The organism is Mesorhizobium sp. M0663 (genome assembly GCF_040320585.1).
Classification (GTDB): domain Bacteria; phylum Pseudomonadota; class Alphaproteobacteria; order Rhizobiales; family Rhizobiaceae; genus Mesorhizobium.
Window position 1 is genome coordinate 190,939 of the sequence record NZ_JAMYPX010000005.1, and the last position, 14,226, is coordinate 205,164.

12 protein-coding genes and 1 riboswitch are annotated in these 14,226 nt (G+C 64.4%); of the genes, 6 read left to right on the forward strand and 6 right to left on the reverse strand.

What is annotated here, in order from left to right; all coding sequences use genetic code 11:
• Window positions 1-251: 251 nt before the first annotated feature.
• Window positions 252-1,109, forward strand: coding sequence for an RNA polymerase factor sigma-32 (locus tag NKI54_RS13160; protein ID WP_023680558.1), 858 nt, complete (start codon window positions 252-254; stop codon window positions 1,107-1,109).
• A 13-nt stretch (window positions 1,110-1,122) separates the two neighbouring features.
• Here NKI54_RS13160 and NKI54_RS13165 read toward each other — a convergent pair whose 3' ends face one another.
• From NKI54_RS13165 to thiB, 4 genes are all read right to left on the reverse strand, one after another.
• Entirely contained in the window at window positions 1,123-2,592 is a 1,470-nt protein-coding gene (locus NKI54_RS13165; RefSeq protein WP_023680559.1) for a M48 family metalloprotease, read from the reverse strand.
• Window positions 2,593-2,846: 254 nt separating this feature from the next.
• Window positions 2,847-3,638: a thiamine ABC transporter ATP-binding protein gene (thiQ, locus tag NKI54_RS13170; protein WP_352569612.1), complete on the reverse strand. Its 792-nt coding sequence runs from the start codon at window positions 3,636-3,638 to the stop codon at window positions 2,847-2,849.
• Entirely contained in the window at window positions 3,635-5,254 is a 1,620-nt protein-coding gene (gene thiP, locus NKI54_RS13175) for a thiamine/thiamine pyrophosphate ABC transporter permease (RefSeq protein WP_352691657.1), read from the reverse strand. The genes thiQ and thiP overlap by 4 nt, the downstream gene beginning before the upstream one ends.
• A 245-nt stretch (window positions 5,255-5,499) precedes the next feature.
• Entirely contained in the window at window positions 5,500-6,513 is a 1,014-nt protein-coding gene (gene thiB, locus NKI54_RS13180) for a thiamine ABC transporter substrate binding subunit (RefSeq protein ID WP_352691659.1), read from the reverse strand.
• 43 nt (window positions 6,514-6,556) lie between these two features.
• A riboswitch (TPP riboswitch) is annotated at window positions 6,557-6,671 on the reverse strand.
• A 127-nt stretch (window positions 6,672-6,798) separates the two neighbouring features.
• Here thiB and NKI54_RS13185 point away from each other — a divergent pair.
• From NKI54_RS13185 to NKI54_RS13200, 4 genes are read left to right on the forward strand one after another with little or no spacing between them, the layout of a single operon-like run.
• On the forward strand, window positions 6,799-7,443 hold the full coding sequence (locus tag NKI54_RS13185) for a thiamine diphosphokinase (RefSeq protein ID WP_352691661.1): 645 nt from the start codon (window positions 6,799-6,801) through the stop codon (window positions 7,441-7,443).
• Between the two features lie 15 nt (window positions 7,444-7,458).
• Window positions 7,459-9,279: an ABC-F family ATP-binding cassette domain-containing protein gene (locus NKI54_RS13190; protein WP_352691663.1), complete on the forward strand. Its 1,821-nt coding sequence runs from the start codon at window positions 7,459-7,461 to the stop codon at window positions 9,277-9,279.
• A 57-nt stretch (window positions 9,280-9,336) separates the two neighbouring features.
• Window positions 9,337-9,579 (forward strand): type II toxin-antitoxin system CcdA family antitoxin, encoded by a 243-nt coding sequence (locus NKI54_RS13195; protein ID WP_031213215.1) that lies wholly within the window; start codon window positions 9,337-9,339, stop codon window positions 9,577-9,579.
• Window positions 9,579-9,878: a CcdB family protein gene (locus NKI54_RS13200; RefSeq protein WP_023680566.1), complete on the forward strand. Its 300-nt coding sequence runs from the start codon at window positions 9,579-9,581 to the stop codon at window positions 9,876-9,878. The genes NKI54_RS13195 and NKI54_RS13200 overlap by 1 nt, the downstream gene beginning before the upstream one ends.
• Before the next feature lie 31 nt (window positions 9,879-9,909).
• Here NKI54_RS13200 and NKI54_RS13205 read toward each other — a convergent pair whose 3' ends face one another.
• Together NKI54_RS13205 and NKI54_RS13210 are read right to left on the reverse strand one after the other, a co-directional pair.
• Complete coding sequence (locus NKI54_RS13205; RefSeq protein WP_352691665.1) at window positions 9,910-11,580, reverse strand: hypothetical protein; 1,671 nt, start codon at window positions 11,578-11,580, stop codon at window positions 9,910-9,912.
• Window positions 11,581-11,652: 72 nt separating this feature from the next.
• Entirely contained in the window at window positions 11,653-12,951 is a 1,299-nt protein-coding gene (locus tag NKI54_RS13210) for an adenylosuccinate synthase (RefSeq protein WP_352691666.1), read from the reverse strand.
• A gap of 321 nt (window positions 12,952-13,272) precedes the next feature.
• Between NKI54_RS13210 and NKI54_RS13215 the strand changes: the two genes are divergently transcribed.
• Window positions 13,273-14,175, forward strand: a complete 903-nt coding sequence (locus NKI54_RS13215; protein WP_352621094.1) for a DMT family transporter — start codon at window positions 13,273-13,275, stop codon at window positions 14,173-14,175.
• Window positions 14,176-14,226: the final 51 nt, after the last annotated feature.

Sequence of the window (14,226 nt, forward strand, 5' to 3'; positions counted from 1 at the left end):
GAATAAGAAACTAAATTTCAAAAATCTCGCGCCCTTGAAATCCAATTCTCAACCAGCATCTCCGGGCGCCATCCGGCTGAGCCAAGGCCGGTGGCGAATCGCCTGGAACAGCGCAATCGACATGACAGTCCGGGGGAACATTCCCCCGCATGGCACGTTCTTCGCTGTTGTAGGGCGCGGCGCCGCCATTTCAACCATCGGCGCCAACTCACGATTCGATCGCACCGCAACGCCTGGAGCAGGAGCGCGGCATGATGGAAGACAGTGCAGGACGGACCATGGTTCGCGCGGCGATGAAAGCCCCTTATCTGGAACGTGACGAAGAGCATCTCCTGGCGCTGCGCTGGAAGGAAAACAATGACCAGCACGCGCTGCACCGCATCACCGTCGCGCATATGCGGTTGGTCATTTCCATGGCGTCGCGGTTTCGCCACTACGGCCTTCCGCTGGGCGACCTGATCCAGGAAGGCCATGTCGGGCTGCTGGAGGCAGCGGCCCGTTTCGAGCCCGAGCGCGAGGTGCGGTTCTCGACCTACGCGACTTGGTGGATTCGCGCCTCGATGCAGGACTATATCCTGCGCAACTGGTCGATCGTGCGCGGCGGCACGAGCTCGGCGCAAAAGGCGCTGTTCTTCAACCTGCGGCGTCTGCGCGCCCGCCTGGCAAACGGCGCCGAGCAGATGTCGAATGCCACGCTCTACCGCGAAGTGTCGGCGGCTCTCGGGGTATCGGAGGCCGATGTGGCGATGATGGATTCCCGCCTTTCGGCGCCGGACAGCTCGCTCAACACGCCGCTAGCCGACGATGCGGGCGCAACCGAGCGGATGGAGTTCCTGGTTTCGGATGACCCGCTGCCCGATGAGGTCGTCGGCGATACGATCGACGTCGAACGCCGCTCGGTGTGGCTGAAGACGGCACTCGGCGCTCTCAATGCGCGCGAGCTCAGGATTATCGAGGAGCGCCGGCTGAGCGACGAGGGCGCGACGCTCGAAGCGCTCGGCGAGACGCTCGGCATCTCCAAGGAACGTGTCCGCCAGATCGAGGCGCGCGCCATGGAAAAGCTCAAGGCGGCGCTGGTAAAGCAGAACCCGGAATTTCTCGCAGCCTGAATTGCGTCGGCTGCTATTTGTCGGTGACGATCTTGACCTTGTCGCCGGCCGAAACCGCGGCACCCGGCGACAGCGCGTTGAGCACCCTGAACAAATCCAGCTTGCGGTCGACGCCGACCATCTGTGCGGCCAGGGAGCCCATTGTCTGGCCGGGCTGCACCGTGACGATGCGGATACGCAGTGGCTTCAACGCCGCCTTCTCGGCAGCACTCAGGATGCGGAACGAGCCGCTGACCGAGCGCGCCACCGTGCTCAGCGAGGTGCTGGCCGACGGTGCCGCGGTCAGCAAGCGGTAGACCTGGCCGCCGGCGCGGATCACCGCAATGTCGAATTGCCAGCCGTCGGCGCCGGCATGCGCGGTTGCCGCTTCGTTGCCGTTGATCGTCTCCTGGCGCACGCTGCTGTCGTCGAGGCCGGCAACCCAGCCGCTGCGGATGTAGTCGGTCAGCGAGCGGTTCTTGTCGATCGAAACGCCGTCGAAGCGGATCGCCATGTCGCCCGGGCCGGTCGCCGTCACCGCCGCCGCCGAATTGTCGATGACGAAGCCGTTGGGCACCGAGAACGACACGCCGAGGCCAGGGTGCAGGAAGGTTTCGCCGCGCACATAGCCTTCCTCCGGCGTGTCGCCGTAAAGTAGCCCGTCTACGCCGGCAAGAAATGAATCGCGGTCGCGCGACCCGACACCGGGCGCGCCGAACTGGCGGGCGTGGCGCTGCGCGAGGTCGATACGCTGCGGCGTGTTGGGGTGCGTCGCCAGGAAGTCGAGGCTGGCGTCGGTGGCGCCGCTGATCGAGCGGAAATCGGTATAGGCCGACATCGACTGCAGGAAGCGGCCGGCGGCGTAGGGATCGAAACCGGCTTCGCCGATCGACTTGATGCCGATGGCGTCGGCCTCCAGCTCCTGATTGCGCGAGAACTGGGCCAGCCTCAGCTTGCCGCGGATCAGCGCCGCCTTGGCCGTCGGGTTGTCGCCGAGCACATCCGAAACGACCTTGGTCGCCAACCCCTCCTCGGCTTCCAGCTGCTGGCGCTGCAGGCCGTGGTTGGCCGTAACGTGGCCCATCTCATGCGCGATGACGGCGGCAAGCTCGGCGGAATCGTTGGCCAGCGCCAGCAGCCCGCGGGTGATGTAGAGATAGCCGCCCGGCAGCGCGAAGGCATTGACGTTGGGCGAGTTGAGGATGGTGATGCGGTAGGTCTGGGTTGGGTTGGCCGACACCACGGTCAGTCTGCCGACGATCTTGGCCACCATGCGCTCGAGCTTGGGGTCGGAATACTCGCCGCCATAGGTGGCGAGGATGCGCGGGTGCTGCGCCTTCGCCAGTTGAGCGAGCTTGCCGTTGGCGGCGACATTGTCGACCGTGATCGGCTTGTCGGAGGGCTGGAAGCCCGATTCCTGCACGTCGGGAGGCGTGAACATCTGGCAGCTTGCCAGCGCCACGGCAAGACCGGCCAGCGCCAGAAAGCGCGCCAGCGGTTTCACCCTCCGATTGTCGATGCCGGTCGGCAGATCGGCGTCCTTTCAAGTCCTGGCACGTGACCGCGAAAATCGGGCGCGATTTCCGGAAAGCATCACGCGCAAAATCAAGTGCTACGGCGTCCTTCGTGCGTCCGACAGATACGAGGCAGCAAGGGCAAATCACGGTCTAGGCCGGACCAGCTCCTGGCGGACCTAGCCACACTACCTCGACCATGGCAAGCAAGCGCCGCTTCGCCTTCCGCCGGTTTGACCATAAATTATGTCCGCTTCCGGGCAACATCTCGTGATCCAGCCGCAAAGGGACCCGAGCCGATATAGCGTCGGAATGCCTCCGGTCCAGCCCCGACGAAAAAATCGGCCGCGGTGCCCGTCGCGGCAACCGTGCCACCATCCAGGAAAACCATGTTTTGGCCGATACGGCGCGCATCGTCCGGCTGGTGCGTGACGAATAGCACCGTCATGCGCTGCTCCGAATGGACGTCGGCCACCAGGTCGAGCATGTCGTCGCGCAGTGCCGGTCCGAGCGAAGCGAACGGCTCGTCGAGCAACAGCACCGGCCGGTCGCGCACCAGGACGCGGGCGAGCGCGACGCGCTGCCGCTCGCCGCCCGAGAGTTCGCGCGGCAGCCGGCTTTCCTTGCCGGCAAGGCCGACGCGCTTCAGCGCTGCGGCGATTGCGGCGCGGTCAGCCTCGCTCAGCCTGAGCGAAGGCGAGCGGCCGAGCCCGACATTCTGCTCGAGGGAAAGATGGGCAAACAGGTTGTTTTCCTGGAACACCATCGATACCGGCCGCGCTGATGGCGGCGCAGTGCTGACGTCGGCGCCGCCGATCAGCACGCGGCCCGACCGCGGCGTCTCGAAGCCGGCCACCAGATTGAGCAGCGTCGACTTTCCCGAACCGCTCGGCCCCATAATGGCGGTGATTTCCGACGCCGGGAAATCGACATCGAATATAAGCGGCGTTTCACCATAGCTGAACGAGACATTATCGAGTCGTACGGCCGCGCCTTTTTCCACCGAAATGGACCGTTCCGGGCTGGTCGGCATCATGATTTCTCGCCCCTTCCCAGCCAGTCCGCGGCCAACACCAGCGCCAGGCAGACAAGGCCGAGCAGCAGCGCCAGGCCGGCCGCATCCTCGGTGCGGTAACTGCCCATGCGCGCCAGCAGCAGATAGGGCAAGGTCTGCACGGAATCGCTGCCGAATAGCGCAATGACGCCGAGATCGCCGAGCGACAGCGCCATGGCGAACGCGAAGCCGGTGGCGAGCGGCCGCCGCAGCGACGGCCAGTCGACCAGCCGCAACCGGTTCCAGCCCAAGATACCAAGCTGTGCGCAGAGCCGTTCGTGGCGTTCGCTCGCCGCGTCATAGGCAGGGCGAATGGCGCGGATGGCGAACGGCATCGCCATCACCGCATTGACCGTAACGACCATGACAGGGGCGATCGCAAAGACATCGCCGACGGTGCGCAAGAGCAGGAACCAGCCGGCGCCGATGACGATGGGCGGCACCACCAGGACGAACCCCGCACCGGTGTCGGCCAGATGTTCGAGCAGTGTCCGCCGGCCCTGCCGCCGGGTGAGCGCCAGCGCCCGGCGCGCCACGACCAGCGACAGCGACAACGCCACAGAGAGCAGCGCCGATAGGAGGGAGAGTACGGCACTGGTCGCCGTCGCTTGCCGCACCGCGCTCTCGCCGGCCAGGCGGCCGAGATCGGCGCCAAGCCCGGCTGCCAACGTGGCCGCCATCGGCCCGGCGACAAACAGCAGTGCGAGCCCGATCGCCAATGGGTTCAGCACGGTCTCGGCCGCACCGGCTGAAAAATACCGGCGCGGCGCCACCGGCAGATTGGCATCCCCGACCATATTGGCGCCGAGCCGCGTCAAGGCCAGCACGACGACGAAGGTCAGGGCAATCTGCAGCAGGGTCAGCGTCACAGCCCGCGCCGGGTCGAAGTCGAAACGCAGCGCCTGGTAGATGGCAACCTCCAGCGTCGTCGCTCTGGGTCCGCCGCCGAGCGTAAGCACGATGGTGAAGGAGGTGATGCACAGCATGAAAACGAGCCCGGCAACGCCCGGCAAGGCCGCACGCAGCGGCGGCCATTCGATCAGCCGGAAGGCCGGCGCAGCCCCCATGCCAAGCTGGCTCGCCAGCCGCCATTGGTCGGCCGGCACGGTCTGCAGCGCTTCCAGGAACAGCCGCGTCGCCAGCGGCAGGTTGAAGAAGACGTGGGCGACGAGAATGCCCGACAGGCCATAGATGCCGGGCCAGCTCTGCCCGCCAATCGCGCCGAGCGTGCCGGCGAAATACCCGGCGCGGCCATAGAGTGCCAAGACACCGAGTGCGGCAACAATGGCCGGCAGCGCCAGCGGCACGGCGAAAAGCTGGAGGATGAAGCCTCGCCCGAAAAAACGCGGATGCCGCGACAGGGCGCGCGCGACGAACAGCGCCGGTGCGACGGAGAGCAGGGTCGACAACAGAGCCTGCCAGAGCGTGAAGCGGGCAACACGCAGGAGATAGGAATCGAAGGCGGAAGCGGCGCCGGACAGGTCGCGCGTAGCTTCGACGAGGAGCCCGGCGAATGCTCCGCCGATAAGCAGCGCGATGGCAGCGAGCGCGACGATGCCGGCGGTGACGCGGGGATCGGCCGGATGACGCGTACGCATGTCGCGCTACCCGAGACAGGCGTTGATCGAAGGAAATACCTGACAATGGCCGAGCCCACCCCTCTCTGGCCTGCCGGCCATCTCCCCCTCAAGGGGGGAGATTGCGCACTCAGCCGCCTTCGCCAATCTCACAAGTGGCAGGACGAGGAGAGGCGACAAAGCTGCCGATCTCCCCCCTTGAGGGGGAGATGGCCGGCAGGCCAGAGGGGGGTGGCTTGGCGTAAACATCCGACGAGGCTTGAGCCCTACTTGCTCATCGCCGCAAGCCACTCATCGACCCAGGCCTTGCGGTTGGCCGCGACGTCTTCCGGGCTGAACAGCAAGGTCTTGGTCGGCTTGACCAGCTTGTCGAACGCCGGGTTGAGCGGCTTGTCGGTTTTGCCGGCCGGGAACATCCAGTTGGTTTCGGGAATGACATCCTGGAATTTCGGTCCGGTCATGAAGGCAATGAACTTTTCTGCCAGCGGGTTCTTCGCACCCTTGGTGGTGATCCCCGCAACCTCGATCTGCAGATATTCGCCCTCCTCGAAGGACGCCGCCTGGTAGCGCTCGGTGTTTTCGGCGACCATGTGGTAGGCCGGCGAGGTGGTGTAGGACAGCACCATCGGCGCCTCGCCCTTGGTGAACAGGCCGTAGGCCTCGCTCCAGCCCGGCGTTACCGTCAGCACCTTCGCCTTGAGTTTGGCCCAGGCTTCCGGCGCCTTGTCGCCATAGACCGACTTGACCCACAGCAGCAGGCCAAGGCCCGGCGTCGAGGTGCGCGGATCCTGGATGACGATCTTCTCTCCGGCATCGCCCTCGACCAATTCCCTGAGGCTCTTCGGCGGGCTCTTCAGTTTTTCGGTATCGTAGACGACGGCGAAATAGCCATAGTCGAACGGCACGAAAATATCGTCGCTCCAGCCGCCCGGCACACTGACGCCCGATATTGCGCCATGCGGCGAAAACAGGCCGGTTGCCTTGGCATCCGCCGTCAAATTGGTATCGAGGCCAAGTACGATATCGGCCTTGGTCGCGGCGCCTTCCAGCTTCACACGGTTGAGCAGCGCCACGCCGTCGGCGACCGAGACGAATTCGACGACGCAACTGCATTCGGCCTCGAAGGCCTTCTTCACCGCCGGTCCCGGACCCCAATCGGCGGTGAAGCTTTCATAGGTATAGACCATCAGTCTATCCTGTGCCGATGCCTGCCCTGGCAAGGCGAGCGCGGATGCCGCAAGCAGGACAATTGAGACAAGAGAGTGGAAAAAACTGCGCATCGGCGCCTCCTTCGTTCGCGTTGAAAGGAATTGAGGCGTCGGGCTGTCCGAAACGTCTAATCCCTCCGCCGGTACAAACCGGATCAGGTTCAGCGGGTTGGCAGTCTTGCCTCTCAGCCGGTCCGCGAAAATCGCGTCCGGCACCCCGTTAGAGCGTTGCGACACATAGGCCCGGCCGAAGTGCTGCGCAAGCGGAAGTTTGCCGGGCATCCAAAGCCCAGCCTTCCGTTTCGTCTGCCGTTTCATCTTCCGTTTCCGGGGCAGGGCTGGTAAGGGCCACGAGATATGAGCACATTCACCATCCTGCTTGGCGGCGATCTCATCCGCACGCCGCTGCTCGACCGCCAGGTCGAAGGCTCGCGTGTCATCGCTGCCGACTCCGGCATCGGCCATGCCCGTATGCTGGGCCTGAGGCCGGAACTCTGGGTCGGCGATTTCGATTCGGTGCCTGCCGATTTGCCGGAAGATCTGGCCGCCGTGCCACGGCAGGTGTTTCCCGCTGAAAAGGACAAGACCGACGGTGAACTCGCTATCGCCGCCGCGCTCGAACGCGGTGCGACAAGCCTTGTGCTCGCAGGCGCCTTCGGCGGCAAACGCACCGACCACATCTTCCTGCATCTGGCGCTAAGCGTCCGGCTGGCGGAAGGCGGGACGGAAGTGCTTTTGACCAGCGGCGCACAGGAAGGCATTCCCTTGCTGCCGGGAAAGACTGGCTTCGACTATGCCGACGGCACGCTGTTTTCGGTGCTCGGCTTCTCCGATCTCGCCGGCCTGAGCGTCACCGGTGCCAAATGGCCGCTCGACCGTGTCGAGGTTGCGTTCGGCTCCTCGCTGACCATTTCCAACGAGGTCAGGGGCCGGTTGGAAATCGCGCTGGCCAGCGGCCGCGCGCTGCTGCTCGCACATCCCTATCCTCTTCCGGAAAGCTGAGCCCAGAAAGCCGACATGGCGCCGCCAATTCTCAATCTCGACGGGATAAAGCTGACCTTTGGCGGCACGCCGCTGCTCGACGGTGCCGCCCTGACGGCCTCTGCTGGCGACAAGATCGCCCTGGTCGGCCGCAACGGCTCTGGCAAGTCGACGCTCCTCAAGATCGCCGCCGGGCTGATCGAACCGCAGGACGGCGAAGTCTTCCGCCAGCCTTCGGCGACCGTGCGCTACTTGCCGCAAATGCCCGACATGGACGGCTTTGCGACTGTCCGCGCCTATGTCGAGGCGGGGCTCGGGCCGGCCGACGATCCCTACCGCGCCACCTATCTGATGGAGCATCTCGGCCTGACCGGCGAGGAACGGCCGAACGATCTCTCCGGCGGCGAGGCGCGGCGCGCCGCCCTCGCCCGCGTCATGGCGCCGGAGCCCGACATTCTCCTCCTCGATGAGCCGACCAATCATCTTGACCTTTCGGTCATCGAATGGCTGGAGGAGGAGCTTGCCCGCACCTCCTCGGCACTGGTCGTCATCTCGCATGACCGCCGTTTTCTCGAACGCGTGTCGCGCGCCACAATCTGGCTCGACCGCGGCCAGACTCGCCGTCTCGACAAGGGCTTTGCCTATTTCGAGGAATGGCGCGACACGGTGCTGGAGGAGGAAGAGCGCGAGCAGCACAAGCTCGGCCGCCAGATCGTGCGTGAGGAGCACTGGCTGCGCTATGGCGTGACGGCAAGGCGCAAGCGCAACATGCGCCGGCTCGGTGAGTTGCAGATCATGCGCCAGCGCTTTCGCGGCCACCGCGGCGCCGAGGGTGCGGCGACGATGACAGCCAGCGACGCCGCCGAATCCGGCAAACTGGTGATCGAAGCCAAGAACATCGAGAAGAGCTTTGGCGATCTGACCGTGGTCAAGGGATTCTCGACCCGCATCCAGCGCGGCGATCGCGTCGGTCTGGTCGGGCCGAACGGCGCCGGCAAGACGACGCTGTTGAAGATGCTGACCGGCGAATTGAAGCCGGACGCGGGCACGGTGCGGCTCGGCACAAATCTGGAGATCGCCACGCTCGACCAGAAGCGCGAAGCCGTCGACCCGCAGGAGACATTGGCGCAGTATCTGACCGACGGGCGCGGCGAGAACCTCGTCATCAATGGCGAGCAGCGCCACGTCGTCTCTTACATGAAAGACTTCCTGTTCAAGCCGGAACAGGCGCGCACGCCGGTGCGCGAGCTTTCGGGCGGCGAGCGGGCACGGCTGATTCTCGCACGCGTTTTGGCGCGGCCGGCAAACTTGCTTGTGCTCGACGAGCCGACCAACGACCTCGACATGGAGACGCTGGAGCTGCTGCAGGAACTGGTCGCCGGTTTTGCCGGCACGGTGATCCTGGTCAGCCACGATCGCGATTTCCTCGACCGCACCGTGACCAGCATCATCGCGCCGGATAGCGACGGCCGCTGGATCGAATATGCCGGCGGCTATTCCGACATGCTGGCGCAGCGCGGCGGCACCAGGCTGGACGACCGCAGGGCGCGGCCAAAAGCAGAAGCCGGTGAAGCGACGGCGGCAAGCAGGAACGAAGCGGCCGCACCGAAGGGCCCGGCCAAGAAACTGTCGTTCAAGCAGAAATTCGCGCTGGAAACCTTACCCAAGAAGATCGAGGCGGTGTCGGCCTCGATCTCGCGGCTGGAGAACAACATCGCCGATCCGGCCTATTACGAGCGCGACCCGGCCTCGTTCCAGAAGACGATTGCCGCGCTCGACAAGGAGCGCGTCACACTGGCAGCGCTCGAGGAGGAATGGCTGGAACTCGAGATGCTAAGGGAAGAGATGGAGGGATGAGAGGTTGCATGCACGCTCATATGCGCCTACATTATGCGCATAAATGGGAGCGGCTGTATGCTGCAATCGAATCCAAAAACCCAAAGAAAGTCGGTTAATACATCGATCGACTCCCGATTGATCGAGGATGCCAAGGCGTTGGGCATCAATATATCCCGCGCTGCGGAAGAGGGCATCGCCAAGGCGATTTCGGCCGAAAAAAACCGCCGGTGGCAGGAGGAAAACAAGGAAGCGATCGACAGTTCGAATGACTATGTCAGGCGCAACGGCTTGCCTCTGGCCAAGCACCGGCTGTTTTGATGGCACGTTATGATTTCTACCAGAGTGCCGAAGGCGACGGTTACCTTCTCGATGTCCAATCCGACCTTCTGGGACGGCTCGACACGAAAGTCATCGTCCCGCTGATGCCAGCCAATAAGGCCCCAGTGCCGGGCCGCCGGCTAAACCCTATCTTCACCATCAACGGTAAGGACCATGTCATGGTCACTCAATTCCTGTCAGCCTTGATGACCTCTGAATTGCCCGTTGCCGAAGGAAATCTTTCTCGCCATCACGACGACATCGTGAGCGCGCTCGACATGCTGTTCCAAGGCTTCTGAGCCAGAGAGGCGTTGGGCTGGTGAGCCGGCCTCACCCCGCCGTCTTTGTCTGCCAGGCCTTTAGCGCCTCGTCGAACACCTTCTCGCCTGGAATGCCCTTTTCCATGGTGAGCAGCGCCCGCCGCCCGGTCTTGTAGACGACCGGCACGTCGATCCAGTCCTGGCCTCTGAGCAAGGTCAGATTGGCGTCTTCATCCGCCTTGGTATCGTTGAGCGCAACCAGGAAGAAACCGTCGGCGATCTTGGCCGGGATGCCGATCAGCGGGCTTCCGGCATCCTGCTCGGAGCCCTTCATGGCGACACGCAGGATGTTGTCCACGCCGCCGCCCTCGAAGCCGTCAGGCGTCAGGAAGATCATCTCGATAATATGGCTGGCCGGCAGCGTCTGGTCGGTGTTGCGACGGATCGTCATGCGCAACTGGATATCCTTGCCTGGAATGGTCGCCTCGGCGCGGATCGCCGGCTCGGGTGGCAGGTCGCCGCCGGGCGATTCCTGCACCAGCGACCAGACGATGTTGCCGGGCTCGGCCGAGCCTTGAGCGGTGCTGGTGCGCTCCTCGTAGAAGATCGCCTTCTGGCCGACGGCCAACGTGGCTTGCGGCGGAACTGCCGTTGGTGCCGCTGCCGGTGCGGGCGGCGGGGCGGCCGCTGCAGGCGCTGCTGCCCCGTTGGCGGGCGGCGTTGCGGGAGTTGGTGCAGCGGACCCATCGACTGCTGGAGCATTGGCCGTGGCTTGCGTGTCGGCGGGTGCGGCCGGTGCCGGCGCGGCGGGTGCCGGGGTGGTCGGCGCTTGTGCGGCCGATGGCGGCGTGGTCAGTGCAGCGACGGATTCGCCTTCGCCGATGCCCGCCTGCCCGGCCGCGGGGCCGGGATCGACTTCGTGGCCCTCGGGCGTCAGGCGCTGCGTGAACTTCGCGCCCTCGCCGGCCTCCGTCGGAGGCGCGGCGGCCGGTACGGCCGCATCGGCCTCCGGCTTGGGCGGGGCTGGTTTTACCAGCGGTTCGGTGGCGACGGCTTTGGTCGAGTCGAGGCCGAGCATGCTGCCGAACGCATCCTTGTTCAGCCAGATGCCATAGCCACCACCGGCAATGACGAGCAAGGCAATGGCGGCGGCGATCACACCGCCATAGCTACGCCTGCGCTCGGCAGGATGGAGCCGCTGGAACCTGTCCTCCGCGGGGCCGCCGCCGTTGGAAAAGTCGTCGCCCCGAAAAACGCCGTCTTGGCCGTCAGCCGTCGGAAGATCCATATCGGACGGCGGCGGACCAGCGCGCTCCTGAGAAAGAGCGACGGGCTGCGGCTTTTGCCAGTTCGGCGCCGCCTTGGCGGGCGCGGGCTGCCAGGCCGGCCCGGTCTTTGCCGGCTCGGTCTTGGCCGGCTGCCATGCCGGCTCCGTCTTTGCTGGCTGTCGGATATGGCTGGACTGGTTCTTGTTGCGGTCGATGGAGGAGAAGATGTCCTCCAGTTCCGCCAGCGGGTCGGGTGGCGGCGCAGGCTTGGCATAGTCCCGCTCGACTTTGGCGATGGCGTCTTCCAGTGCACGCATCTGCCGGTCGACATCGGAAGGCGTCATCGTGGCCTTCTCTTCGAGTTGTTTCGCGATTGACGAACGGGCCCTGTCATAGACCCTGGCGCGCACTTCCGCCGACGGCTCACCGAGTTTATCGAGCGCCTTTTTCAGAATAGGAACAAAATCTACCATACGTCAGTCGACCTGCATTTGTTTCTGGGCCGGCCCCCGCAAATCAGCCGCAATGCCCGGAAGGCTGAGAAACTAGTCTTGAAACGGATCGGTCACAAGTACCGTGTCGTCCCGTTCAGGGCTGGTGGAAAGGAGTGCGACCGGCGCGCCGATCAGCTCTTCGATGTAGCGGACGTACTTCACCGCCTGGGCCGGCAGGTCGTTCCAGCTGCGCGCGCCGGCAGTGGTGCCTTTCCACCCCTCCAGCGTCTCGTAGACCGGTTCGACGCGGGCCTGCGCACCCTGGCTGGCCGGCAGGTAATCGATCGCCTCGCCGTCGAATCGGTAGCCGGTACAGACCTTGATCTCGTCCAGCCCATCGAGCACATCGAGCTTGGTCAGCGCAATGCCCTTGATGCCGTTGACGGCAACGGCCTGGCGGACCAGCACGGCATCGAACCAGCCGCAGCGCCGCTTGCGGCCGGTGACGACGCCGAATTCATGGCCGCGCGTGCCCAGGAACTCGCCGATCTCGTTCTTCTGTTCGGTTGGAAACGGGCCTTCGCCGACGCGCGTCGTATAGGCCTTGGTGATGCCGAGCACATAGCCGATGGCGCCCGGCCCGACACCCGACCCGGCGGCGGCCTGACCGGCAACCGTATTGGACGAGGTGACGAACGGATAGGTGCCGTGGTCGATGTCGAGCAACGTGCCTTGCGCGCCCTCGAACAGGATGCGCTCGCCGGCGCGGCGCTTGTCGTCGAGGATTTTCCAGACGCGGTCCATATAGGGCAGGATCTCGTCGGCCACCGAGATCAGCTCGCTCATGATCGCCTCATGCGTGACCTCGGCATGGCCGAGCCCGCGCCGCAGCGCATTGTGGTGCGTCAGCAGCCTGTCGACCTTCAAGGGCAGCGTTTCCAAATCCGCCAAATCCATCACCCTGACCGCGCGCCGGCCCACCTTGTCTTCATAGGCGGGACCGATGCCGCGACGGGTCGTGCCGATCTTCGTTCCGGAATTGGAAGCGGCGTCCTCGCGAAATCCGTCCAGCTCCCGGTGCAAGGACAGGATAAGCGCGGTGTTTTCGGCTATTTTCAGGCGGTCTGGCGTCACCTCGACGCCCTGCGCCTTCAATTTCGCAACCTCCGCGACGAAAGCGTGCGGATCGAAGACGACGCCATTGCCGATGATGGAAAGCTTGCCTTGCCGCACCACGCCGGACGGCAGCAGCGACAGCTTGTAGACCTTGCCGTCGACGACCAGCGTGTGGCCGGCATTGTGGCCGCCCTGGAAGCGCACGACAACATCGGCGCGCTCCGACAGCCAGTCTACGATCTTGCCTTTGCCCTCATCGCCCCATTGCGAGCCGACGACCACCACATTGGCCATATTTCTTTTCCCTTGAGACGCCGCACGAGCAGCTTGAAACAATTCGAAACGATAGGCCTCTATCGCATCGGCCCCCAAAATCGGAATCGATTTTCGGAAAAGCACGACGCGAGATTAAAGCCTTCCGACGCGTACTTTGTAGCGTCCAATTGCACGCACGTCGCTCTATAGCGTCAAGACCCGGCGAGCGCGACCACTCTTTGCCGCCCAAAACGCTCCGAGGCACAACAATTTTCGCCTTTGACATCATTTACTTGGGCTGGCGGTCGCAATAGGCCCACACCGACCGTCAAATTCCCTCTGCCTGGCCGGGAGTTCACGATGCATCGAGCCGCCTATCTGTTCCTGCTGTGCACCACCTTGCTGTGGGGCGGCAACTCCGTGGCGGGAAAGCTGGCGGTCGGTCATATCTCGCCGATGACGCTGGTCTTCCTGCGTTGGCTGCTGGCGGTTCTGATCCTGCTGCCGATCGGCTGGGGAACGCTACGCCAAGACTGGCCGGTGGTGCGCAGGCACTGGTTGCTGCTTGGCGGGCTCGGCGCTTGCGGCTTCGCCTTTTTCAATGCGATCTTCTACACGGCGCTCAACTACACGACGGCGATCAACGTCTCGATCGAGCAGGCGGCGATACCGATCGTGATCATCATCGCCAATTTCGTGCTGTTTCGCCTGCGGGTGAACCGGGTGCAGATAGCTGGCGTCGTGCTGACCATCATTGGCGTCGCGGTGACGGCGAGCCATGGCGACCTGCGCCAGCTTCTCAAGCTGGATCTCAACTTTGGCGACGCGATCATGCTGGTCGCCGTGCTTTGCTACTCCTTCTATTCGGTGGGGTTGCGGCTGAAGCCGGTCATCCGCTGGCAGAGCCTGATGCTGGCGCTGTCGGTTGCCGCACTCGTCACATCGCTGCCTTTCTTCCTGTGGGAGATTGCCGCCGGCAAGGTCATCGTCCCCGATGCCCGCGGCTGGGCGGTCGCGTTCTATACCGCCATCGGTGCTTCGGTGATCTCGCAGATCTTCTATATCAGGGGCAACGAGCTGATCGGCGCCAACCGGGCCGGCCTGTTCATCAATCTGGTGCCGATCTTCGGTACGCTGCTATCGGTGCTGATTGTCGGTGAGACATTCCAGCTCTATCAGGCGCTGGCTCTCGCGCTGGTGCTCGGTGGCATCAGCCTCGCCGAATACAGCGGACGGAAGATGGCGGCATCCGCTGCTGAATGAAGTCGCTTGCCGCGACGTTCCACCGCCCCGCGTGCTGCTGCTCACGGGGCG